This window comes from Pseudomonas oryzihabitans (genome assembly GCF_024652905.1).
GTDB classification, from domain to species: Bacteria; Pseudomonadota; Gammaproteobacteria; order Pseudomonadales; family Pseudomonadaceae; genus Chryseomonas; species Chryseomonas benzopyrenica.
In genome coordinates this window covers 441,821-465,391 of record NZ_CP102428.1, presented here as the reverse complement: position 1 = coordinate 465,391, position 23,571 = coordinate 441,821, and the positions used below count along the sequence as shown (strand labels likewise).

The window sequence follows — 23,571 nt, the reverse complement described above, 5'->3', positions numbered from 1 at the left end:
ATCAGTAAGATACGCCCCGTTGTTCCGCGATAGCTCAGTCGGTAGAGCAAATGACTGTTAATCATTGGGTCCCTGGTTCGAGTCCAGGTCGCGGAGCCAAAATCTGAAAAAGCCCGTAGCGGGCGACCGCTACGGGCTTTTTCATGGGCGCGATTTGGGCAGCGCCACAGCTGTCGAGTGCCTAGACAGGATTCATTTGAGCACCGGGCGCTGGGCAACTGCGGTGCAACGCCTCCAGATCCCAGGGTTTGGGCAGGAAGGTCGCCCGCGCCGCACGAGCAGGGTTGTCGTCGCAATAGCCCGAGGTGATGACGATGGGCAGGTGGGCCTGACGGCCACGCGCCTGGAGTGCCAGATCCACACCACTCAGAAGGCCCGGCATCCGCACATCGGTAAAGAGCAGATCCAGCTTGGGCTGCGCTTCCTGCAAGAAGGCGCAGGCGGCATCCGCGCTGCCAAAGGCATACACCTGGTAACCCCAGCCTTCGAAGAGTTCCTGCAACAGCTCGCGCAGAACAGGCTCATCCTCGGCGACTAGTACACGCTGGCGATTCATGAGCGGATCCTGTGATTGAAAGATTGCAATCGTTTGACCATAGCAATCCACTAGCGTCCTGAGCTGTACGACCAAGGGCACTGTTGTACAAGAAACATACCTGACCGATTAGCGAGCGGGGGAAACGGCCGAGGCGGTCCAACTCTTGTACAGGCCGCCGTCGGACCGGGCAAAGCCACCTTTGGTGCGCTCATCCCCCTAAGCGAGACCGCTATGCGTTAAGCTTGCGCCGCCGTTGTCTACCCCACAGGTTAGAGCCTTGGATCCTTCGTCTCGTCGTCATTGGATCAGCGATCTCAGCAGCAGGATCCGCGCTCGCCCGGTACTGGCCTACGGCCTCGCGCTGCTGGCGTTCGCCCTGGCCCTGGCGGCACGCTTCGCCCTGGTGGACGTCCTGCTGCAGGGCTTTCCCTACCTCACCTTCTTTCCCGCCGTCATCCTGACCACCTTCTTCTGCGGCAGCCGCGCCGGCACCCTGTGCGCCGTGCTGTCCGGGTTGGCCGCCTGGTACTTCTTCATTCCTCCGGGCTGGACCTTCGATGTCGGCGCCCAGGGCTTTCTGGCCCTGGCCTTCTACGTCGTCATCGTCGGGGTGGACATCGCCCTGATCCACTACATGCATAGAGCAAGCGCCCGACTGCGCGCCGAGCAGCAGGTGATCCACGACCTCTACGACGTCCAGACGACGATGTTCCAGGAGTTGCAGCACCGGGTCGCCAACAACATCCAGTTCATCGCCTCGTTGCTCATGCTGCAGCAACTCAAGTTGCCCGGCGACAGCCAGGCGTCCCAAGCCCTGGAAGAGGCGCGTTCGCGACTGGAGAGCATTTCGCGCATCCACCGGCGACTGCACGATCCGGCCGACGCCGCGCAGCCAGTGGCCCATCACCTGCAGCTGCTGACCAATGACCTGCTGGCCGCCGCGGGACAGGCCAACGTCTCCTGCGCCATCACTGCCGAGCCGCTGAATTTCGACCTTCCCCGCCTGACCACCCTGTCGATGCTGGTGGCCGAGGTGGTGACCAACTCCCTCAAGCACGCCTTCGACGCCAGCCAGCGCGGGCTGATCAGCATCAGCCTGCAACGCGACGACGATCAGCGACTGCTGTTGCGCATCGCCGACAACGGTCGGGGCATGCCGCAGCAGTTCAATCCGCGCACCAGCCAACGCCTGGGCTTCAAGATCATCAATAGCCTGGCCGAACAGCTCGGCGGCGAAGCCCGCTATCGCAACGACAATGGCACCGTGGTCGAGGTGCAGCTGGCCGCCTAGTGCAACGGCCTCACAGACACCCGGGTGCGGCTAAAACCCTATACAATGCGCGGCTTTTCCAGCCAGGTGTCCTTCGCCATGACCGCTCTGCCGCCCTGCCCCCTCTGTGCTTCCGAATACACCTACGCCGACGGCGCTCAGCTGATCTGTCCAGAGTGCGCCCACGAATGGACGCCCGGTGACACCGGCGCCACGGACGAGGCCAAGGTGATCCGCGATGCGGTCGGCAATACCCTGCAGGACGGCGACACCGTCAGCGTGATCAAGGATCTCAAGGTCAAGGGCTCGTCCCTGGTGGTCAAGGTCGGCACCAAGGTCAAGAACATCCGCCTGGTCGATGGCGATCACGACATCGACTGCAAGATCGAGGGCATAGGTGCGATGAAGCTCAAATCCGAGTTCGTCAAAAAGGTCTGATCGTCGTGCCGGGGTGTTCCCTGGCGGAGCGATGGCCTACCCTTGAGGCTCTTTTCCTCCTGCCAAGGACTCTCCATGTCTTATCGCTTTCTCCGCCCGGCCCTGTTCCTCGCGCCCCTGCTGCTCGCCGGCCAGGCCTTCGCCCAGTCGGCGCCTGCCAACGCCCAGGAACCCCAGCCGTCGGTCACGGAGAAGTATGGCGACTGGCAGGTGATCTGCCGTATCGCCCGTAATGCGGACCGTTCCGTGCAGCTGTGCGCCATCACCCAGCAGAAGGACAGTGCCAAGGGCCAGCGCATGCTGGTCACCGAGCTGCGCCCCAATCGCGAAGGCGTGGACGGCATCCTGGTGCTGCCCTTCGGCGTGGCGGTGACCAAGCCGATCTCGCTGCAGATCGACAAGCGCAGCCTAGAGAATCGGCCCTTCCATACCTGCATCCCCCAGGGCTGCGTGGTGCCGGTGGAATTCGTCGGTGACGTCTTCAAGCAGCTGCAGCGCGGTGGGCGCCTGACCGTGACCACCCCGGTCGCCAACGGCGAGACCGCCAGCGAAAGCCTGTCGCTCAAGGGCTTCTCCAAGGCCTATGACCGCGCCAAGGAACTGACCAAGCCGATGTGATAGCTACTGCACCGGCAGGAAGTTGATGAACAGCAGGCTCTGGGCGTAGTTGACGCCGATGCGCCGGTAGCGCTCGTCCAGCAACTGGGCGAGCAGGTCCAGGCGAGCGACGATCTTGCCGAACTCGGTGGCGAAGCTGAGGTTGCTGCCCTCCTCCGAGATCTCGTTGGCGAACAGCAGCGGTTCGCCCTCGGCGTTCTTGCGCTGGCCGAGCAGCCAAGTGGCCTTCTCGATGTTACGGGCGGCATTGTTGACGAAGCGCGCATTCACCACATCGGTGATGTAGAACTCGGTGCGATTGCCGTGGGCGGCGATGATCATGCTGCCGATGGCATAGATGAAAGCACCGACGCGGTCACCCTGGTAATCGTCACCCAGCACGTAGCTCAGGGCCGCCACGTCCTTGCGTCCGCCCAGTGCCGGCAGGCTGCGTCGCTGCTCGATGGCCGTGCGGATCTCACGCTCGGCGCTGGCGGCATCGGGCAGCCCGGTCTTCTTCCATTCGGCCGGATTGCGCAGGTAGAGCTTGTTCATCAGCCGATAGAGACTCTGCAGATTGGCCTGCATGGCGAGAGTAGCCATGCGATCGGAGCTGGTCTGCAGGAATTCGCTGGGGCGGGTCTTGCCGAATTGCTGGGCGATATCCTGGGCAGCTTGACGGCTGCAGCCGCTCAGACTCGCGAGTAGGAGGCCAATCACACACCCGAGACGGGCGACGGCTGTGAAGGTAGGGGCAGGCATGGAAGCTTCGGCAATGGAGGGCAGCCGAAGGGTAAAGCCTTCCTTGGCCGGCCTGCTGTGCGGCAGGCCAAGGAATGAGCCTTTCCGAGCTTATTTAAAGGCTCGCTAGCTAGAGACAAACAAGGCGAAAATGCCTGAGGAAGCGGACCGGGCTGGCGACCCAGGGCATTTTCAACGCCGTTTGGCCGACGCGCAGCAGCCTTTAAACAGGCTCAACCGTTGCTGGGGAAGGCGAACTGCGAAGCCTCCTGGGTCTCACGTTGCGGCCAACGCTGGGTGATGGTCTTGCGGCGGGTGTAGAAGCGCACACCGTCGGGGCCATAGGCGTGAAGGTCGCCGAACAGCGATCTCTTCCAGCCGCCGAAGCTGTGGTAGGCCACCGGCACCGGCAGCGGCACGTTGATGCCGACCATGCCCACTTCGATCTGATCGGCGAACAGCCGCGCCGCTTCGCCGTCGCGGGTGAAGATGCAGGTGCCATTGCCGTATTCGTGGGCATTGATCAGGGCGATGCCCTCTTCCAGGCTCTTGACCCGCACCACGCAGAGTACCGGTCCGAAGATCTCTTCCTTGTAGATGCGCATCTCCGGGGTGACCTGATCGAACAGGCAGCCACCGAGGAAGAAGCCTTCTTCGTGATCGGCGACCTTGAGGCTGCGGCCGTCCACCACCAGCTTGGCGCCAGCGGCGACGCCATCGACGACGTAGCCGGTGACCTTGTCCAAATGCGCGCCGGTCACCAGTGGGCCCATGTCCAGGCCGCACTGGGTGCCGGGACCAACCTTGAGCTTCTCGATCTCCGGCACCAGTCGGGCGATCAGGGCATCGGCGACCTGGTCACCGACGCAGACCGCCACCGAGATGGCCATGCAGCGTTCGCCGCAGGAACCGTAGGCGGCGCCCATCAAGGCATTGACGGTATTACCGAGGTCGGCATCGGGCATGACCACCGCGTGGTTCTTGGCGCCGCCCAGGGCCTGGACGCGCTTGCCCTTGGCCGTGCCGCGGGCATAGATGTATTCGGCGATGGGGGTGGAGCCGACGAAGCTCAGCGCCTTGACCTCGGGGGCGTCGATCAGGCCGTCCACGGCTTCCTTGTCACCGTGCACCACGTTGAGCACGCCCTTGGGCAGGCCGGCTTCCTCGAACAGCTGGGCGATGGCCAGGGTGGAACTGGGATCGCGCTCGCTGGGCTTGAGGATGAAGGTGTTGCCGCAGGCGATGGCCAGCGGATACATCCACAGCGGCACCATGGCCGGGAAGTTGAAGGGGGTGATGCCGGCTACCACGCCCAGGGGCTGGAAGTCGGACCAGGTGTCGATGCTCGGACCGGCGTTGCGGTTGTATTCGCCCTTGAGCAGCTCGGGTGCGGCAGTGGCGTATTCGACGTTCTCGATGCCACGGCGCAATTCGCCGGCGGCGTCTTCCAAGGTCTTGCCGTGCTCTTCGCTGATCAGCTGCACCAGGCGGTCTTCGTTGCTTTCCAGCAGCTGCTTGAAGCGGAACAGCACCTGGGCGCGCTTGGCCGGTGGGGTGTTGCGCCAGGCGGGAAAGGCGGCCTGGGCGGCGTCGACGGCCTGCTGCAGAGTGGCCGCATCGGCCAAGGGCACTTCGCGGATCACTGCACCCGTGGAGGGGTTGTAGACGGGTGCGCGACGGCTGCCACCGTCGACCAGCTGACCGCCGATGAGATGCTTGAGGCTCATGAAAGGACTCCTTGTACGAGGGATGGGCGCTCCCGCTGAGGAGCGCCGGAAAGAGGGTCAGTCGAGGCGATTGAGGACATCACCGACCGCGGCGAAGACACGATCTAGGTCTTCGATCCTGGCGTTGAAGGTAGGCCCGAATTGCAGGGTGTCGCCACCGAAACGCACATAGAAGCCGGCCTTCCACAGGGCGATGCCGGCCTCGAACGGGCGGATCACTGCATCGCCGTCGCGCGGGGCGAGTTGCAGGGCACCGGCCAGGCCGCAGTTGCGAATGTCCACCACGTGCTTGGCGCCCTTGAGGCCATGCAGCGAGGCTTCGAACTTGGGCGCCAGCTCGGCGGCCTGCTGCACCAGATTTTCACGCTCCATGAGCTCCAGCGCCGCCAGACCCGCGGCACAGGCCACCGGATGGGCCGAATAGGTGTAGCCGTGGGGAAACTCGACCATGTGCTCAGGGGTGGCCTGGTTCATGAAGGTGTCGTAGATGGCGCTGCTGGCGATCACCGCGCCCAGCGGCACGGCGCCGTTGGTGACCTGCTTGGCCACGTTCATGATGTCCGGCGTCACGCCGAAGAATTCGGCGCCAGTGTGACGACCCATGCGGCCAAAGGCGGTGATGACCTCGTCGAAGATCAGCAGGATGTCGTGCTGGGTGCAGATCTCGCGCAGGCGCTGCAGATAGCCCACCGGCGGCACGATCACCCCAGCCGAGCCGGACATGGGCTCGACGATGACGGCCGCGATATTGGAGGCATCGTGCAACTCGATCAGCTTGAGCAGTTCATTGGCCAGCTCGACGCCGCCGGTCTCGGCCATGCCCTTGGTGAAGGCCGTGCCCGGTTGCAGGGTATGGGGCAGATGGTCGACGTCCATGAAGGAGCCATACATCTTCCGGTTGCCGCCGATGCCGCCCAGGCTGGTGCCGGCAATGTTGACGCCGTGGTAGCCGCGGGCCCGGCCGATCAGCTTGGTCTTGGCCGGTTGACCCTTGATGCGCCAGTAGGCCCGCGCCAGCTTGACCGAGGTGTCGGCGCTCTCGGAACCCGAGCCGGTGAAGAAGACATGGTCCAGACCCGCCGGGGTCAGCTCGGCCATCTTTTCGGCCAGCTGGAAGGACAGCGGATGGCCGTACTGGAAGCCCGGCGAATAGTCGAGGGTGCCCAGCTGGCGCGCCACGGCCTCCTGGATCTCCTTGCGCGAGTGACCGGCGCCGCAGGTCCAGAGTCCGGAGAGGCTGTCATAGATGCGCCGCCCCTGGTCGTCGATCAGCCAGCTGCCTTCGGCGGCCACCACGATGCGCGGATCCCTCTGGAAGGCGCGATTGGCGGTGAAGGGCATCCAGTGGGCGCGCAGATTGAGCTGCGCGGCGACGGGTGGGGAAACGGTCAGCGGCTGGTTCATGACAGGGCCTCGGGGCGGTGACGTTGAGCCTGCAGAGTACGTCCAGCCTTGCGTGAGTTAAATGGTTTTTTTCTCACACTTGGATTCAGTAAAAATCACGTTAAGTCTCTGGTTCCGTTTTCGGGAAATTTTTTTCCTGCCGCGGTGGGTAGCCTTTTATTTCGGCATATCAAGGATTTACCGGCCGAGCTCAACTGGAGCTGCAGCACTTTTACGGCAGCGCTGCTGAGGGAGCCCGTTGACAGTCCCAATTCACCACTCCTAATCTGCATGCAGCGCTGAATACAACTACATACACAAAAAAGCTTTTTTGCCTCCTGCCTATAACAATCGTCCAAATGGAGTAGCAGCTATGGCTCGGCGTCTATCGCGTTCGCAATCCCTTCGTGCAGTCCTGGGTAGTCTGGCAATCGCCGGCGCCCTGCTCTGGCAGCCGGCCGCTCAGGCCGAGCAGGCCGGCGTGTGGCAGCAAGTCCAGAAAGCCGGCGTCTTGAAATGCGGGGCCGCAGTCGCCGCGCCCTATGTGATGCGTGATGCCGCCTCGGCGAAATACAGCGGCTACTTCGTCGATCTGTGCCGCGACTTCGGCGAGCGGGTGCTCAAGGTCAAGGTGGAGTTCGTCGACACCAACTGGGACAACCTGGTCGCCGGCCTGCAGGGCGGCAAGTGGGATCTGGCCATGGCACTCAACCAGACACCCGAGCGGGCCCTGGCCGTGGCCTTCAGCACGGCCGCCACCGACTATCAGATCTCACTGTTGCTGAACAAGGACAACCCCAAGCTGGCCCAGGCCGGCGAGACCTTGACGGACTACGACAAACCCGGCGTGACCTTCGCAGTGATGTCCGGTACGGCCGCGGACAAGGCGATCTCGGCCGTCATCAAGCAAGGGACCGTGATGCGTCTCCCCGGTATGGACGAGACACGTCTGGCGGTGATGTCCCGCCGCGCCGACGTGCTGGTCGATGCCAGCGACACCAATCACCTCTTCGCCATCGCCAACCCCACCTGGGCCAAAGAAGTGATGCCCAAGCCGGCGCTGGCCAAGCAGGGCGTGGCCTTCGGCGTGCGCCGCGACATCTCCTGGGCCGACATGCAGGTGTTGAACATCTATCTCACCCAGCGACGCGAAACGGGTGAGATCGCCGCCCTCGTGGACAAGGCCTCCGAGCAGGTCAACGCCCAGAAAGCCCCGTAATCCGCCGCTGAGACAAAGGACTCGTCCTGACGAGTCCTTACCGGAGTTCGCCCCTATGAAAGCCGTTTCCATCATGCCGACGCCCCTTGCCACCGCCGCACCGGAGGCCCGCCCGGGTCCCGATGGCTTCGTCCAGTTCCAGCACGTGTGCAAGAGCTATGGTCCGGAGCTCAAGGTCATGGACGACTTCTGCCTGGACATGCGTGCCGACGACCGTCTGGTGATCATCGGCCCGAGTGGCAGCGGCAAGAGTTCGCTGCTGCGCGTGATGATGGGGCTGGAAAGCATCCAGGACGGCCGCATCCACTTCCAGGGCCAGCCCTATATAGAAGGTCGCAACGGACGTAGTCAGGTGCTGGATCGAGAACTGCACCGGCAGATCGGCATGGTCTTCCAGCACTACACCCTGTTTCCCCACCTGTCGGTGCTGGGCAATCTGGTCCTGGCGCCCATGAAGGTACGCGGATTGTCGCGCGCCGAAGCCACCGAAAAGGCTCGGTTGTACCTCGCCCGACTGGGCCTGGAAAGCAAGCTGCACGCCTATCCCAGCCAACTGTCGGGTGGCCAGAAGCAGCGCGTCGCCATCGCCCGCGCGCTGATGCTGGAACCGGCGCTGATGCTCTTCGACGAGGTCACCTCCGCCCTCGACCCGGAAATGGTGATCGAGGTGCAGAACGTGATGCTGCAGCTGGCCGAGCAGCGCATGGCGATGATCATCGTCACCCACGACATGCACTTCGCCAAGCACATCGCGACCCGCGTGGTGTTCTGCGCCAACGGCCGACCGGTCGAGGAAGGCCCGCCCGAGGAACTGTTCAGACGTCCGCGCGAGCCCCGCACCCGGGAATTCCTGGAAAAGGTCCTGCACCTGGATTGAGGACGGCGCCATGAACTACCAATTCGACTTTCATTTTCTCAACGGCACCCTGGGCCCGCTCTGGCAGGGCCTCAAGGTGACCCTGCAACTCGCCCTGGCCGCCAATCTCATGGGCCTGGTGCTGGGTTTCCTGCTTTGCCTGCTGACCCTGAATCGCTGGCGCCTGGTACGGCTGCCTGCCCAGCTGTTCATCGAGTTCTTCCGCTGCACCCCGGTCCTGCTGCAGATCGTCTGGTTCTTCTATTGCGTGCCCATGCTGTTCAACGTCTTCGTCGACCCCATCACCATGGGCGTGCTGGCGCTGGGCCTTAACCTCACCGCCTTCAATGCCGAGGCCTACCGCGCCGGCGTACAGGCCGTGCCGCGTGAGCATCTGGATGCCAGCGTCGCCCTCGGCCTGGGGCCCTTGAATCGCACCCTCTATGTGGTACTGCCGCAGGCGCTGCGCAGCGCCCTGCCGGTACTGATGACCAATGGCATCGGCATCCTCCAGCAGAGCGCCCTGGTCGCCATCGTGGCCGTGGCCGATCTGATGTACATCGGCAAGTCCATCGCCACCGAAGCCTATCGCCCGCTGGAAACCTACTCGCTGATCGCCCTGATCTACTTCGCCCTGTCCTTGCCGATCGCCCAGCTGGTGCGCCTCGTCGAACGCCGCCAAGACGCGGCCCTGGAGCGCTGAGATGGATATGCAACTCGATTTCTCCATCGTCCTCGGCTACTGGCAGGTGCTGCTCAAGGGCCTGGGACTGACGCTGACCATCACCCTCGGCTGCGCCCTGGTGGGCAGCCTGCTGGGCTTCGGCCTGAGTCTGGTCCAGCTGGCGCCCAGTCGGCTGCTGCGGGCGCCAGTGCGGCTCTATGTGGAATTCTTTCGCGGCACGCCCCTGCTGATCCAGCTGTTCTGGGTGTTCTTCTGCTTTCCAGTGGTGTTCGGCTTGTCGATCTCGCCCTATGTGTCGGTAGTGATCTCGCTCACGCTGTTCATGGCGGCGATCACCAGCGAGACCTTTCGCGGCGCCCTCAAGTCCATCGCCGGCGAACAGCACGATGCCTGCGTGGCACTCGGCCTGACGCCCGGGGTGAAGGTGCTCTATGTGATCTTCCCCCAGGCGCTGCTGCGCGCCATACCGCCGCTGCTCTCGAACGTCATCAGCCTGTTCAAGGAAAGCGCTCTGATCTCCTCGGTCGGGGTGGCGGACCTGATGTTCGTCGGCCAGAACCTTTCCAACAGCACGGCGCGTCCGGTCGAGTTCCTCTCGGCGGTGGCCGTCATCTACTTCTGCATCGCCTTTCCCCTGACCCGTCTGGTCGGCCTCGTCGAGGCCCGGCTGTTGCGACGCTTCGCCTACTGATCGCCCATCCCGAAGAGGTAATTCCATGAACATGCACGGCATCCTTCCCGCTCTCGTCACCCCCTTCGACCAGGCCGGCCACGTCGATTGCGCGACGCTCGCCTCCATCGTCGAGTATCAGCTCAAAGCCGGGGTATCCGGCTTCGTCGCCCTGGGTTCCACAGGCGAGTACTACGCCCTCGACAACCCCGAGCGACGCCTGGTGCTGCAGACGGTCAGGGAGGTAGCCGAAGGCAAGGGCACCCTGATCGCCAACTGCAACGGAGCCAGCACCCGTGAAGTGATCGAGCAGATTCGCCAGGCCATCGAGTGCGGCTTCAGCAACATCCTGCTCGCCCCGCCCTTCTATGCCCTGCCGACTCAGGAAGAGCTGATCAACCATTATCAGGTCGTGCTGGATACCTTCGCCGACATCAACGTCATCCTCTACAACTACCCGATCCGCACCAACGTCGAGGTGGGCACCTCGGTACTGGCAGCCTTCCGCGACCATCCGCGTGTCATCGGCATCAAGGAAAGCTCCGGCAACCTGCTACGCGCCATCGAGGTCACCGAGACCTTCAAGGGCGGCTACCAGCTGTCCTGCGGCTCGGATGACCAGGCACTGGACTTCTTTCTATGGGGCGCCACCAGCTGGATCTGCGGCCCGGCCAACTGCTTCCCGGACCAGATCGTCGCCTTCCACAAGGCCTTCACCGCCGGCGACATCCAGGGTGCCCAGGCGGTGATGCGCTCGCTGTTCCCAGTCATGGCGAGCATGGAACAGGGCAAATTCATCCAGAAGGTGAAATACGGCTGCGAGCTGGCTGGCTTCAATTCCGGCAATGCCCGGCTGCCGCTGCTGCCGCTGAGCGACGCCGAGAAAGCCGAATTCCGCGCCGTCTTCGAAGCCTCTCAGCGCTGACCCAGAGCCTACCCCGCTGCCATGGGGTAGGCGGAGGATTTCCATGAGCCCAAGCTTCAACGGCGCCCAAGGCCAGGTGTGGAGAACGCGAGCGGCGTCTTGCGCCCCTAGCGTGGACGCCTCTGCGCCGGCCTGGCAGGGTTGGCCATCCGGTCCGCGCGTCAGGCAGTCATCCAACGAGAGAGCACTATGAATCAGGAGTCAGGCGTTCCCAGGACCGCGATCGTCGTCGGGGGCGGTATCGTCGGGGTGTGCTGCGCCCTCTGGCTGCAACGCGATGGCCTGGCGGTCACGCTGATCGATCCCGCCGCACCGGGCGACAGCACGGCCAAGTGGAGCTGCGGCCAGATGGCCGTCAGCGAGGTGGTCCCCCTTTCCAAGCCGGGCATCCTGAAGAAGATCCCCGGCTGGCTGCTGGACCAGCGGGGTCCGCTGGCCCTGCGGCCCAGCGCCTTGCCCAGCATCCTGCCGTGGTTCCTGCGCTTCCTGGCCTGCGCCCGGCCCACGCGTATCCAGGCGATCGCCGCGGAACTGGCGACCCTGACCCGGGAGGTCTACCGCGACTACGCCGTGCTGCTGGAGGCCTGCCCTGACAAGCGCCTGCTAGGCGAACGCCCCATTCTCGAGGTGTTCGACACGCCCCAGGGGCTGGCCCAGGAGCGCCATCATTTCGAGCTGCGCGAGCGACTGGGCTTTCAGGTGGAAGAACTGGACGCCGCCGCCATCGCCGATCTGGAGCCAGCCCTGGCCGGCCGCTTCAAGCACGGGCTGCTGTTTCCCGACTGGCGCGCGGTCAGCGACACCGAAGGCTTCATCGCCGCCCTCACCGCCAGCTTCGAGCAGGCTGGCGGACGTCGGATCCGCGAACGAGTCGCGCGCCTCGACGAACATCAGGGTCAGGCCACCGGGGTGACCCTGGCCGACGGAAGACGACTGCCGGCCGAGCGAGTGGTCATCGCCGCAGGCAATGGCTCACGGGCCTTCTTCGGCCAACTCGGACTCTCCATCCCCCTGGCGGGAATCGCCGGCTACCAGGTGGTCCTGCCAGAGCCCGAGGTCGAAATCCACCACTCCACCATCTATGCCGATGGCGGTTTCTGCTTCGCGCCCATGACGCGCGGGCTGCAGATCGGCGGCACCATCGAATTCGCCGGTGAAGGCGCCAAACCCAACTTCGCACGGGCCGACATCATCCTGGAGAAGGCACGGCGCGTGCTGCCGCAGCTGCGTACGACCGACTTCGAATACGGCATCGGCTATCGCCCCTTCCTGCCCGACACCAAACCGATCATCGACCGCAGCCAGCGCCTGCCCAACGTACTGCTCGCCTTCGGCCATGGCCAACTCGGCCTGACCCTGGGCGCCACCACCGGGCGACTCATCGCCGATCTCGCCAGCGGTCGTGCCACCTCCCTCGACCTCCACCCTTTCCGCGCCTCGCGCTTCTGACAGGACTTCGCCGATGGCTTCCTATGACCACCTGTACATCGACGGCCAATGGGTGCGCCCCCTGCGCGGCGGCACCTTCGAGACCTTCGACCCGGCCCTCGAGACACCCCTTGCCCAGGTCGCCGCGGCGACCGCCGAGGACATCGACCTGGCCGTGCGCGCGGCCCGCCGTGCCTTCGACGAAGGCCCCTGGCCGCGGCAGAGCGGCGCCGAACGGGCGACGGTGCTGCGCCGCATCGCAGCGACGATCCGTGAGCGCCAGCAGCAACTCGCCGAACTGGAAGTGCGCGACAACGGCAAACCGCTTCCTGAAGCGCTGTGGGACATCGGCGACGCCGCCGGTTGCTTCGACTTCTACGCCGACCAGGCCGAACGCCTGGACCGGGATCGCGAGCGTGCCATCACCCTGAGCGATGCACGCTTCAGCGCCGTCGCACGCCAGGAACCCATCGGCGTGGCCGGGGCCATCATTCCCTGGAACTTTCCGCTGCTGATGGCCGCCTGGAAGGTCGCCCCGGCCCTGGCCGCCGGCTGCACCCTGGTGCTCAAGCCCTCGGAACTGACCCCGCTGACCGCCCTGGAACTGGCCGACATCTGCCACCAGGCCGGGCTGCCTGCCGGCGTGATCAACGTGGTCACCGGCCTGGGGGCCGAAGCGGGCGCTCCGCTGGCCGAGCATCCAGACGTCGACAAGCTGGCCTTTACCGGCAGCGTGCCCACCGGCAGCCGGATCATGCAGGCCGCGGCCCGCGAAATCAAAAACATCAGCCTGGAGCTGGGCGGTAAATCGCCCTTCGTCATCTTCGCCGACGCCGACCTGGAAGCAGCGGTCGAATGGATCCTGTTCGGCATCTTCTGGAACCAAGGCGAGGTCTGTTCGGCTACCTCACGTGTCCTGGTGCAGCGAGATCTCTATGAACCGCTGCTGGAGCGTCTCGCCCAGGAAGCCCAGCGCATCACCATCGGTCCGGGGCTCGAATCCGGCGTGCTGCTGGGCCCCCTGGTGAGCCGTGGCCAGCACGAGAAGGTGCTGGCCGCCATTGCCCGGGGAGAAGAGGAAGGCGCCCGCCTGGTCACTGGCGGTAAGCGTCCCACGCAGCTGCCCACCGGGTACTACGTACAACCCACGGTCTTCGCCGATATGGCCGAGGACAGCTGGATCTGGCGCGAGGAGATCTTTGGTCCGGTGGTCTGCGTGCGGCCCTTCGACAGCGAAGCCGAGGCGGTGCGCAGCGCCAACGACTCCCGCTTCGGGCTGGCCGCCGCAGTGATGTCTCGCGACCTGGACCGTTGCGAGCGGGTGGCCCGCGCACTGCGTGCCGGCATCGTCTGGATCAACTGCTCGCAGCCGACCTTTACCGAGGCGCCCTGGGGCGGCTACAAGCAGAGCGGCATCGGTCGCGAACTGGGTGAATGGGGTCTGCAGAACTACCTGGAAACTAAGCAGATCACCCGCTACGACAGCGACCAGCCCTGGGGCTGGTACATCAAATAGGACGCCCATCATGCGCTGGAAGAAGACCCTGCAACTGGCGGAAGTCCACTGCGAAGGCGAGATCGGCAAGGTCATCACCGGGGGCGTACTGGACGTGCCCGGGCGGACCATGCTCGACAAGATGAATTATATCAACGAGGTGGATGACAGCCTGCGGCGCCTGGTGACCCTGGAGCCGCGGGGCTGCCTGCAGATGTCGGTCAATCTGCTGTTGCCACCGACCCGCCCTGAGGCCCAGGCGGGGTTCATCGTGCTGCAGGCGGACAAGGCCCATCCCATGTCGGGCAGCAACTGCATCTGCGTGGTCACGGCGCTGCTGGAGCTGGGTATCCTGCCGATGCAGGAGCCGCTGACCACCGTGACGCTGGATACACCGGCCGGTCTGGTGGTGGCCCAGGCCGAGTGCCGTGACGGCCGCTGCCTGAATGTCTCCCTGGACATGGTGCCGGCCTTCGTCGAGGCGCTGGATCTGCAGGTCCCTACCGCCCAGCATGGCACCCTGACGGTAGACGTGGCCTTCGGTGGGGTCTACTACGCGCTGATCGATGTCGATCAGGTCGGGCTGAGCATCGCACCGGAGCATGCCCGAGAGCTGGCCGAACTCGGCGTAGAACTAAAGCACGAGATCGGCCGGCAGGTCCGCGTTCAGCATCCCCTGCTGTCCAGCGTGAACGAGATCGCCTACGTGATGTTCCGCAAGCGCCTGGACGCCTGCACCTACCAGACCTGCACCACCTTGCCGCCAGGCCGGGTGGATCGCTCGCCCTGCGGCACCGGCAGCTCGGCGAATCTGGCCACCCTCGCCGCGCGCGGACTGGTCGCGGTAGGCGATCAGCTCACCTCACGCTCGACCATTGGCGGTGAATTCACTCTTGGCTTGCGCGGACTGACCGAAGTGGCGGGTCGGCCAGCGGTCCTGCCCAGGGTCACTGGGCGTGCCTGGCTCTATGGGCTACAGCAACTCGGCATTGATCCGGATGATCCGCTCGCCGCCGGCTTCATGCTCAGCGATACCTGGGGCGCCGGGTTCGGTTAGCGCTGCAAACGCGATGCTAGACTGGCCCTCCAACCTCCGAGCGTGAAGAACTCCTCGATGGCTCCCAAAGACGCTGATCCCACCGTTGCCGCCCGCCGTCACGGTGGGCGTTACATCTATGAAGAGCTGCGCCGGCAGATTCTCACCCTGCAGCTCAAACCAGGGATGCCCCTGGACGAAACATCGCTGGCCACCCAGTTCGGGCTGTCACGCTCGCCGGTCCGTGACGCCCTGGCGCGCCTGGCAAGCGAGGGCCTGGTCACCATCCTGCCCAATCGCACCCTGCTGGTAACGCCCTTCGAGATCGAGGAATTCCCCAACTACGTGTCCGCGCTGGATCTGTTGCAGCGCGCCGTAACCCGCCTGGCCGCCATCCGGCGGACACCGCGCGAGCTGGACCTGATCAAACAGGCGGACGCGCGCTACCTGGACGCGGTCGCCAGCGGTGACTTCCAGGCCATGTCGGAACTGAACAAGGCTTTCCACCTGGAGATCGCCCGTGCCGGCAAGAATGCCTATCTCACGGCCAGCTACGACCGATTGCTGGGCGAGGGACAGCGACTGCTACACCTGCACTTCGACTACATCATGAACAGTGCTGGCTCCACCCAGCTCGGTCGCGACCATGATCGTATCGTCGCCGCTATCGAACACCAGGACGGCGACGAGGCCGAAGCCGCAGCCCATGAACACACCATGCTGTTCCGCCAGCGCTTTCTCAGCTTTCTCGAACAGGATCTGTTGCGCGGTATGGCAGTGGGCTGACAATGAGCCCTGCTTGGTGTGCCTGCCAGGCCCAACGTCAGCTTCGATCCATGACTGGGAAACCCCTGGCCAGAGGTCATGGGCGTGCCAACTCCATTGACAGAAACATCTTGAAAATAACAAATTTGATTAGTAATCAGTAATTTGCCTGAAACACTTTAAGCTGGCCGCCTGCCACCGTAGTCCCGTGGCGCCGAGGCCTCCTCGCCTCACCTCTTTTCCCGGCGCGTAGTCCTGCCGGGCGCGGTAGCCTGTCCGCCGTCTCTGCCGCGTACCCCACTGTCCGCTTTCGCTAACCCGTGCCCCTCCTCCGAGGCAGAGCGCGTGGTTTACCTATTCCTCAAGGAAACCTCTCCATGCTGATTCAGCTCAACTGGATCCGCGGCCTGGCGGCCGTCCTCATCGTTTTCCACCATATGACCGTGGGCAGCTACCAGACCACCGAGCACCAGCAGATCGCATTGAATCTGCTATCGCTGGAAACCACCTGCATCTTCGTCGCCCTCTCCGGTTTCTTCTTTCGCTACAACCTCGGCAAATACAGCTACCAGGTCTATCTGGGCAAGAAGCTGCAGAATGTCATCCTGCCCTACCTGCTGATCTCGATTCCCGCCGTGCTGCTCTATGTTTCCGGGCTCAAGCAGGAGCACGAGTGGATCGACATGAACGCCTTCCATGACTGGCCGCCCTTCGCCCAGACCGCCCTGCTGCTGGCCACTGGCGCCCACCTGGGCCCGCTGTGGTTCATCCCGGCGCTGACGCTGATCTTCCTGCTCGCGCCGGTCCTGGGGTGGATCGTCCAGCGTGGCCTGCTGCCGGCGGCGACCATGGTCGGCCTGCTCTATTTCCTGGTGTCCGACCGCCCGGCCAACGATGCCGATCCGCTGCTGGCCGCCCTGCATTTCCTGCCGATCTACCTCTGCGGCATGCTGGCCTGCGAACAGCGCGAACGCCTGCAGCGTCCCCAGGCGCGCTACTGGCTGCTGGCGGCCCTGGTGCTGCTGAGCGGTGCGGCGGTACTCGACAGTGCCTTCTATGGCTTGCAGAAACTGGCGCTGTGCCTGTTGCTCTTCGCCGTCTTCAGCCAGCAGGTCAAGACCACGGGACGTACGGACGGCCGCCTGGCCAAGGGTATGGCCCTGCTCGGTGCCTACAGCTTCGCCATCTATTTTCTGCACGGCTATCTCGCCGGCGCCTATCGGGTGCTCGGCCGCCTGCTGGGTGAGCAGAACTTCGCCCAGTATCTGGGCACTCGCCTGTGCCTGACGCTGATCACCTTGCTCTGCTGCATCGCCGCGGTCTGGCTGGTCAAGCAGGTCAGCCAGCAGCGCAGCCGGGTGTTGATCGGCGCCTGAAGCCAGTCGCTGGCGCCGTGCCAAGCGGCGCCTTATGCTGTCCCGCATTTGCGGTGGCAGCCATGAAGACGACGCGCAAGGCCCTGCTCGCCCAGGTCGGCGATTTCGAGATCCGCCTGCTGCGGCTGTTCAAGACGGTGGTGGAATGCGGCAGCTTCACCGCCGCCGAAGGTCGCCTGGGCATCACCCGCTCGGCCATCAGCCTGCACATGAACGACCTGGAAAAGCGCCTGGGCATGCGCCTCTGCCAGCGCGGTCGTGCCGGTTTCTCGCTGACCGACGAAGGCCGCGAGGTGCTCAAGGCCAGCCAGTCGCTGTTCGCCGCCCTGGAAGGCTTTCGCAGCGAGGTCAACCAGCTGCACCAGCACCTGCGTGGCGAGCTGAACCTGGGCATCATCAACAATCTGGTGACCCAGCCGCACATGCGCATCACCCATGCCCTGGCGGCGCTCAAGCGTGCTGCGCCGGGGGTGGTGGTCAACATCGGCATGACCCTGCCCGGCGAGATCGAGACCGGCGTGCTCGACGGCCACCTGCACCTGGGCGTGCTGCCGCTGATCAATGCCCTGGCCGGTCTCGACTACCTGCCGCTCTACGAAGAGCGCGCGCTGCTCTATTGCAGCCGCAGTCATCCGCTGTTCGCGGTGGCCGACGCGGCGCTGGACGCGAGCACCCTGGCCGCCCAGGATGCGGTAGGCCCCAACCATCTGCTCAACCAGGACGGCCACGAGCGCCATGCCGCGCTGAATTGCACGGCGCGGGCCTCGGATCGCGAAGGCGTGGCCTTTCTCATCCTCACCGGCTGCTACATCGGCTACCTGCCCGACCACGTCGCCCAGCCCTGGGTGGCCCAGGGCCAGTTGCGCGCCCTCGATCCCGAACGCTTCCACTTCGACACCACCCTGGCCGCCGTCACCCGCAAGGGTCGGCGGCCGAATCTGGTGCTGGAGCGCTTTCTCGAAGCCCTGGCCGAAACGGTCTAGTTGGCGCTGCGGGTCGGGCGGACGACGATCTCGTTGACGTCCACGTCGTCCGGCTGCTCGATGGCGTAGCGCACGGCCCGGCCGATGGCGTCGGGTTGCAGAGCGATGGCGCGGTAGCCGTCCATCATCGCTCGCGCCGCCGCATCGGTAATGGTCGAGGCCAGCTCGCTTTCCACCACGCCTGGATGGATGCAGGTGACCCGCAGATCGTCACGCTCCTGCCGTAGTCCTTCGGAGATCGCCCGTACCGCGTGCTTGGTGGCGCAATAGACCGCCGCCGTGGGCACCACCGACAGGGCGCCGATGGAGCCCAGGTTGATGACATGGCCAGCGCCGCGCGCGGTGAATTCCGGCAGCACCGCGGCGATGCCGTTGAGCACGCCCTTGATGTTGACGTCGACCATCTGCATCCATTCTTCGGTCTTGAGCGAGGCCAGGGGCGACAGCGGCATGATCCCGGCGTTGTTGACGATGACGTCCACCCGGCCCCAGCGCTCGCGAGCCGCCTCGGCGAAGGCGGCCACGTCGGCGCTGTCGGTGACATCCAGCCGGCGGCAGGCGGCTTCGCCACCCGCGGCGTTGATCTCGGCTGCCAGGGCCTCCAACCTGTCGATACGGCGAGCGCCAAGCAGCAGCTTGCAGCCGGCCGCGCCCAGTTCACGCGCGATGCCCGCGCCTATGCCACTGGAGGCGCCGGTGATGAGTACGACCTTGTCGATAGTCATGAGGTGTTCCTCTCGAATGGGGGTGGATTGCCTGGACGACCTACTGGTCAGCTGCGTGCCCTTCCAGCACTACGCCCTTCCAGGCTTGCCACCACCTTAGCGAAGGCTCATTGTCGTGATAATTCCCCTGCTCCTGACTGCCATGGTTAGCCAGACTCACCAATGCATACCGATCTGAATCTGCTCAAGGTCTTCGTCGTGGTGGCCACGGCCGAGAATTTTCGGGTGGCGGCTGATCGCCTGGGCGTCAGTCGCTCCGCGGTCAGCCAGGCCATCCGCCGTCTGGAAGACGAACTGGGCAGTTCGCTGGTGCAGCGCACCACCCGTAGCGTGCGCCTGACCGAGGCCGGTGAACGCTTGCAACGGCAGGTCGCAGGCCCCCTGGCCGGTCTGCTGGGCGCCCTGGAAGACGCTAGCCACGCCGGACCACCGCGGGGCCTGTTGCGGGTCGCGGTCACCTCCATCGCCGAGCGCTTTCTCGATGGCCCGCTGCTGGCCGGCTTCGTCGAGGCCTATCCGGAGGTGACCCTGGACATCACCGTTACCGACGAGGAATTCGATATCGTCGCCCGTGGTTTCGATGCCGGAGTACGGCTAGGCGAGGTGATCGAGCAGGACATGATCGCCATTCCAGTGACCGGACCGCAGCGCGAAGTGGCGGTGGCGACCCCAGGCTATTTCGCCCGTCATGGCCGACCTCGGCATCCGCGTGACCTGGCGGACCACCGCTGCATCGGCTGGCGCCCGGCACCGGAGGTGGCGCCCTGGCGCTGGGAATTCAGCGAGAACGGTCGCGCCTTCGATGTGGCGGTTGCACCCCGGATCACCACCAACGACATGCTGCTGATGGTACGCACCGCCCTGGCCGGCGGCGGCATCACCTTTGGCATGGAGGACACCTTCAGGCCCTATCTGGACCGTGGCGAACTGGAGCGGGTGCTGGAAGATTACCTGCCGCCCTTTCCCGGCTTCTATCTCTACTATCCGAATCGCCACAACCTGGCGCCCAAGCTGCGGGCGCTGGTGGAGCATGTGCGGGGGTATCGGGAGGAGAAGGAGGGTTAGCGCGGGTTGGGGCGGCCCTCACCCCGGCTCTCTCCCAAGGGGAGAGGGAGGGCGCACAGGCGGGCCCTGTCGCAGGGAGGTAAATGGCGCAGCCTTTTTCTACATGGTCGAAGGTGAGCCTTGTTGGGCTTCGCTGCGCTCAACCCAACCTACGTGTCGGTAGTCCTGTAGGTTGGGTTGAGCGCAGCGAAGTCCAACATCACTAACCAGCCATCAGCTCCCCAGGATCCACCGATCGATGGCCTGGGCCAGACCGTCTTCCTGATTGCTGGCGGTGACCCGGTCGGCCGCTTCCCGCACTCCTGCGCCGGCCTGGCCCATGGCGATGGCCAGGCCCGCCTGGCGGAACATGGGCACGTCGTTGCTGCCATCGCCGATGGCCGCCGTGCGCGCCACGGGCACGCCCGCGGCCTGGGCCAGCTCGATGAGGGCATCGCCCTTGTTGGCCTTGGGGTGGGTGATGTCCAGGTAATAGAGCTGGGAGCGCAGCACCGTGGCGCCCTCCCCCAACCGCTCACCCAGCTCGTCCTCCAGGGCTTCCAGGCCGGCGTGATCGCTGCCAGCGGCGACGATCTTGTCGACGCGATCCAGATAGGGTTCGAAGGAGTCCACCACGGTCGGTCCATAGCCCAGTGCCCGGGTCTCGCGGGGGACGTAGGACCCCTCCCCGTCGCGGGTCAGCCAGAGGTCGTCGGCGAACAGCCAGACTTCGAAGGCCTCGCGCTCAAGGCGCTCCAGCACCTCGCGGGTGACCTGCTCCGCCAACCGATGGGCGCGGATCAGGGTGCCATCCGCTTCCACTAGATTGCCGCCATTGAACCCGGCCACCGCCTGGTCGATGCCCAGCTGCCGCACCAGCGGCAGCAGCGCCCGCGGGGGGCGGCTGCTGACCAGGGTGATGGCTTTACCAGACGCCTGGAGCCGCTTGACAGCAGCGATCACCGCCTCGCTCAGGCTCTTGTCGTCACGCACCAGGGTGCCATCGATATCCGACACCAGCAGGTCGATGGGGATCAGGTCAGGGGATGCCATGAGCGGCCGTCCTTTTGCAGAAGTTCGTCGGCACCGGCGGGACCGGCGCTGCCCGCGGCATAGCTTTCTACCTCACCGTCCTGCTGCCAGGCGTCGAGGAACGGCTGCACGGCGCGCCAACCGTTCTCGATGTTGTCGGCGCGCTGGAACAGCGTCTGGTCACCGATCAGGGAATCGTAGATCAGGGTTTCGTAGCCCGTGGACGGCTGCATCTCGAAGAAGTCGGTATAGGCGAAGCCCATGCGGATGTTTTCCAGCTCCACCAGGGGCCCCGGGCGCTTGGCATGGAAATCGAACCACATGCCTTCGTCGGGCTGGATCTGGATGATCAGGTAGTTGGGCTTCATCCGGTCGATCTTGGTATCGCGGAATTGCGCATAGGGCGCGTGCTTGAAGCAGATGGCGATCTCGGTGTCGCGCGCGGTCAGGCGTTTGCCGGTACGTAGGTAGAAGGGCACCCCGGCCCAACGCCAGTTATCGACGAACAGCTTGAGCGCCACATAGGTCTCGGTCTGGCTTTGCGGATCGACCCGCTCTTCCTCGCGATAGCCTTTCACCGGCTTGTCATTCATGGTCCCGACGGCGTACTGACCGCGCACCGAATTGACCAGGGCCTCTTCGGTGGTCTGGGGCCGGATGGCACCCACCACCTTGGCCTTCTCATCGCGCACCGAGGTGGCGTTGAAGGACGCCGGCGGCTCCATGGCGACCATGGCCAGCAGCTGGAACAGATGATTGGGCACCATGTCCCTCAGGGTGCCGGTCTTCTCGTAGAAATCGCCACGCGACTCCACGCCCACGGTTTCCGCTGCGGTGATCTGCACATGGTCGATGTAGTGGTTGTTCCAGAACGATTCGAACAGGGCGTTGGAGAAACGGCTGACCAGGATGTTCTGCACCGTCTCCTTGCCCAGGTAGTGGTCGATCCGATAGATCTGCTTTTCTTCCATGTTCGCCAGCAGGCGCTGGTTGAGCGCCTGGGCGCTGGCCAAGTCGGCGCCAAAGGGCTTTTCCACCACCAGTCGGCGGTAGGCGTCTTCGCGTTCTTCCAGCAGCCCGGCCTTGCCCAGGCGCTCGGCCACATCGCCAAAGAAGCGCGCGGCGGTGGCCAGGTAGAAGACGGCGTTGTCGGTATCGGCCTGGGCGATACGCTCACCCACTGCCTGATAGGTGGCGTCTTCGAGGAAATCGCCCTGCAGATAGCGGATACGTCCGCGCAGCTGGCCCCAGAGATCGGCATCCAGCGCCTCGTCCCGGGACTTGCCCTTGGCTTCGGCCTGGTCACGGATGAAGGCCTCCAGCCGGTCGGCAAAACCTTCGTCGGTGTTGGGATTGTGGTCGACACCGATGATCTGGGTGCGGTCGTCGAGCAGACCGTCACGCAGGAGGTTGTACAGTGAGGGAATCAGCAGTCGCTTGACCAGGTCGCCATTGGCGCCGAACAGAAAGAGCGTGGCTGGCGGCGCGGTGGGCGCCTTGGTGCAGGAGCGCCGCGCCTGGGCGGCGGTGCTGGGGGTCACAGCAGGAGAATCGGTCATGACAGGGCCTTATCCACGAGGGCGGCTGGTGCCGTCCCCCGGGACGCGGCCCGTGGCCGCTCCACAGGGGAACGGCCAGGGTTTTACTGCGGGATTTCGACGTGGCCGCCGAAGCCGAATCTCATGGCCGACAGCAGCTTGTCAGCGTAGGTGGCTTGCTGGCGGGAGCGGAAGCGTGCATAGAGGGCGGCGGACAGCACGTTGACCGGTACCGCTTCCTCGATGGCCGCTTCGATGGTCCAGCGGCCTTCACCGCTGTCAGCCACCGAGCCGGAGAATTTCTCCAGTTCGACGTCACCGGCCAGGGCCTGGGCGGTCAGGTCCAGCAGCCAGGAGGACACCACGCTGCCACGACGCCAGACCTCGGCGATGTCGGCCAGGTCCAGGTCGAAGCGCTCGTCTTCCGGCAGCTTGCTGCTGTTCTTCATCTTGAGGATGTCGAAGCCCTCGGCGTAGGCCTGCATCAGGCCGTATTCGATGCCGTTGTGCACCATCTTGACGAAGTGACCCGAACCGGCCGGACCGGTGAAGATGAAGCCGCGCTCGGCCCGCTCGTCCGGGGCGTTGCGGCCACGGGTACGCTCGATGCTGCCATAGCCAGGGGCCAGGGCTTCGAAGATGGGCTCCAGGCGCTCGACGGCTTCGGACTTGCCGCCGATCATCATGCAGTAGCCGCGCTCCAGGCCCCAGACGCCGCCGGAAGTGCCGACGTCGACGTAGTCGATGCCCTTCTCGGCCAGGGCCTTGGCGCGACGGATATCATCCTTGTAGTAGGTGTTGCCACCATCGATGATGACGTCACCGGGAGCCAGGCGGTCGGCCAACTCGGCGATGGTCTGCTCGGTCGGCGCGCCGGCCGGCAGCATGACCCAGACAGCCCGCGGCTGTGCCAGGGCGGCGATGACGCCATCCAGGCTATCGGCGGTGATGGCGCCTTCCTGGCCAAGGCCGGCCACGGTTTCGGCACTGCGGTCATAGACCGCGACTTCATGCCCATGCTTCATCAAACGCCGTGCGATGTTGCCGCCCATGCGGCCCAGTCCGATGATTCCCAATTGCATGCTGATGACTCCTTGAGG

The 23,571-nt window shown here is 64.8% G+C and carries 23 protein-coding genes and 1 tRNA gene; 16 read left to right on the top strand and 8 right to left on the bottom strand.

The annotated features are described in order from the left end of the window. Window positions 1-23: 23 nt before the first annotated feature. Window positions 24-99: transfer RNA gene (locus NRG74_RS02155), tRNA-Asn, on the top strand. An 82-nt stretch (window positions 100-181) separates the two neighbouring features. Here NRG74_RS02155 and NRG74_RS02150 read toward each other — a convergent pair. Next, on the bottom strand, window positions 182-556 hold the full coding sequence (locus NRG74_RS02150; RefSeq protein ID WP_017642052.1) for a response regulator: 375 nt from the start codon (window positions 554-556) through the stop codon (window positions 182-184). A 259-nt stretch (window positions 557-815) separates the two neighbouring features. On the opposite strand from NRG74_RS02150, the gene NRG74_RS02145 reads away from it, so the two are divergent. The 3 genes from NRG74_RS02145 (at window position 816) to NRG74_RS02135 (ending at window position 2,864) form a co-directional block, all read left to right on the top strand. Continuing rightward, on the top strand, window positions 816-1,829 hold the full coding sequence (locus tag NRG74_RS02145; RefSeq protein ID WP_064308339.1) for a sensor histidine kinase: 1,014 nt from the start codon (window positions 816-818) through the stop codon (window positions 1,827-1,829). Between the two features lie 78 nt (window positions 1,830-1,907). Then, on the top strand, window positions 1,908-2,246 hold the full coding sequence (locus tag NRG74_RS02140) for a zinc ribbon domain-containing protein YjdM (protein WP_026083960.1): 339 nt from the start codon (window positions 1,908-1,910) through the stop codon (window positions 2,244-2,246). A 75-nt stretch (window positions 2,247-2,321) separates the two neighbouring features. Then, window positions 2,322-2,864, top strand: a complete 543-nt coding sequence (locus NRG74_RS02135; RefSeq protein WP_257705634.1) for an invasion associated locus B family protein — start codon at window positions 2,322-2,324, stop codon at window positions 2,862-2,864. 3 nt (window positions 2,865-2,867) lie between these two features. On the opposite strand, the gene NRG74_RS02130 is transcribed toward NRG74_RS02135, so the two are convergent. From NRG74_RS02130 to NRG74_RS02120, 3 genes are all read right to left on the bottom strand, one after another. After that, window positions 2,868-3,605, bottom strand: a complete 738-nt coding sequence (locus NRG74_RS02130; protein ID WP_257705633.1) for a hypothetical protein — start codon at window positions 3,603-3,605, stop codon at window positions 2,868-2,870. A gap of 212 nt (window positions 3,606-3,817) precedes the next feature. Further along, entirely contained in the window at window positions 3,818-5,311 is a 1,494-nt protein-coding gene (locus NRG74_RS02125; protein WP_017642047.1) for a CoA-acylating methylmalonate-semialdehyde dehydrogenase, read from the bottom strand. Window positions 5,312-5,368: 57 nt separating this feature from the next. Next, window positions 5,369-6,715 carry an aspartate aminotransferase family protein gene (locus NRG74_RS02120; protein ID WP_257705632.1) on the bottom strand — a complete coding sequence of 449 codons (1,347 nt, stop codon included), beginning with the start codon at window positions 6,713-6,715 and terminating at the stop codon, window positions 5,369-5,371. A gap of 352 nt (window positions 6,716-7,067) precedes the next feature. Here NRG74_RS02120 and NRG74_RS02115 point away from each other — a divergent pair, with 352 nt between their 5' ends. From NRG74_RS02115 to NRG74_RS02065, 11 genes are all read left to right on the top strand, one after another. Then, a complete protein-coding gene (locus tag NRG74_RS02115) occupies window positions 7,068-7,913 on the top strand; it encodes a transporter substrate-binding domain-containing protein (RefSeq protein WP_257705631.1) in 846 nt (281 codons plus the stop codon). Window positions 7,914-7,968: 55 nt separating this feature from the next. Beyond that, window positions 7,969-8,790 (top strand): amino acid ABC transporter ATP-binding protein, encoded by an 822-nt coding sequence (locus tag NRG74_RS02110; protein WP_017642044.1) that lies wholly within the window; start codon window positions 7,969-7,971, stop codon window positions 8,788-8,790. Window positions 8,791-8,800: 10 nt separating this feature from the next. Then, a complete protein-coding gene (locus tag NRG74_RS02105) occupies window positions 8,801-9,472 on the top strand; it encodes an amino acid ABC transporter permease (RefSeq protein ID WP_064308342.1) in 672 nt (223 codons plus the stop codon). A 7-nt stretch (window positions 9,473-9,479) separates the two neighbouring features. Beyond that, entirely contained in the window at window positions 9,480-10,145 is a 666-nt protein-coding gene (locus tag NRG74_RS02100; RefSeq protein ID WP_158890917.1) for an amino acid ABC transporter permease, read from the top strand. Between the two features lie 25 nt (window positions 10,146-10,170). Continuing rightward, on the top strand, window positions 10,171-11,049 hold the full coding sequence (locus NRG74_RS02095) for a dihydrodipicolinate synthase family protein (RefSeq protein ID WP_184286486.1): 879 nt from the start codon (window positions 10,171-10,173) through the stop codon (window positions 11,047-11,049). Window positions 11,050-11,238: 189 nt separating this feature from the next. Next, window positions 11,239-12,498 (top strand): NAD(P)/FAD-dependent oxidoreductase, encoded by a 1,260-nt coding sequence (locus NRG74_RS02090; protein WP_257705630.1) that lies wholly within the window; start codon window positions 11,239-11,241, stop codon window positions 12,496-12,498. Between the two features lie 13 nt (window positions 12,499-12,511). Further along, window positions 12,512-13,993, top strand: coding sequence for an aldehyde dehydrogenase family protein (locus tag NRG74_RS02085; RefSeq protein WP_257705629.1), 1,482 nt, complete (start codon window positions 12,512-12,514; stop codon window positions 13,991-13,993). 10 nt (window positions 13,994-14,003) lie between these two features. Continuing rightward, entirely contained in the window at window positions 14,004-15,029 is a 1,026-nt protein-coding gene (locus tag NRG74_RS02080; RefSeq protein ID WP_257705628.1) for a proline racemase family protein, read from the top strand. Window positions 15,030-15,086: 57 nt separating this feature from the next. Then, the gene (locus NRG74_RS02075; protein ID WP_064308347.1) at window positions 15,087-15,794 is read left to right on the top strand and encodes a GntR family transcriptional regulator; all 708 of its coding nucleotides are present in this window, start codon (window positions 15,087-15,089) and stop codon (window positions 15,792-15,794) included. Window positions 15,795-16,150: 356 nt separating this feature from the next. Then, window positions 16,151-17,149, top strand: coding sequence for an acyltransferase family protein (locus tag NRG74_RS02070; RefSeq protein ID WP_257705627.1), 999 nt, complete (start codon window positions 16,151-16,153; stop codon window positions 17,147-17,149). A 62-nt stretch (window positions 17,150-17,211) separates the two neighbouring features. After that, on the top strand, window positions 17,212-18,132 hold the full coding sequence (locus NRG74_RS02065) for a LysR family transcriptional regulator (protein WP_257705626.1): 921 nt from the start codon (window positions 17,212-17,214) through the stop codon (window positions 18,130-18,132). On the opposite strand, the gene NRG74_RS02060 is transcribed toward NRG74_RS02065, so the two are convergent. After that, window positions 18,129-18,857: an SDR family oxidoreductase gene (locus tag NRG74_RS02060; RefSeq protein ID WP_257705625.1), complete on the bottom strand. Its 729-nt coding sequence runs from the start codon at window positions 18,855-18,857 to the stop codon at window positions 18,129-18,131. The genes NRG74_RS02065 and NRG74_RS02060 overlap by 4 nt on opposite strands. Before the next feature lie 162 nt (window positions 18,858-19,019). On the opposite strand from NRG74_RS02060, the gene NRG74_RS02055 reads away from it, so the two are divergent. After that, window positions 19,020-19,922 (top strand): LysR family transcriptional regulator, encoded by a 903-nt coding sequence (locus tag NRG74_RS02055; protein ID WP_257705624.1) that lies wholly within the window; start codon window positions 19,020-19,022, stop codon window positions 19,920-19,922. Window positions 19,923-20,135: 213 nt separating this feature from the next. Here the strand turns inward: NRG74_RS02055 and NRG74_RS02050 are convergent, their stop codons facing one another. The 3 genes from NRG74_RS02050 to gnd form a co-directional block, all read right to left on the bottom strand. Further along, window positions 20,136-20,954 carry an HAD family hydrolase gene (locus NRG74_RS02050; RefSeq protein ID WP_257705623.1) on the bottom strand — a complete coding sequence of 273 codons (819 nt, stop codon included), beginning with the start codon at window positions 20,952-20,954 and terminating at the stop codon, window positions 20,136-20,138. Then, window positions 20,936-22,492, bottom strand: coding sequence for a glucose-6-phosphate dehydrogenase (gene zwf / locus NRG74_RS02045; RefSeq protein ID WP_257705622.1), 1,557 nt, complete (start codon window positions 22,490-22,492; stop codon window positions 20,936-20,938). The genes NRG74_RS02050 and zwf overlap by 19 nt, the downstream gene beginning before the upstream one ends. 83 nt (window positions 22,493-22,575) lie before the next feature. Continuing rightward, entirely contained in the window at window positions 22,576-23,553 is a 978-nt protein-coding gene (gene gnd / locus NRG74_RS02040; protein WP_257705621.1) for a phosphogluconate dehydrogenase (NAD(+)-dependent, decarboxylating), read from the bottom strand. Between the last annotated feature and the right edge of the window lie 18 nt (window positions 23,554-23,571).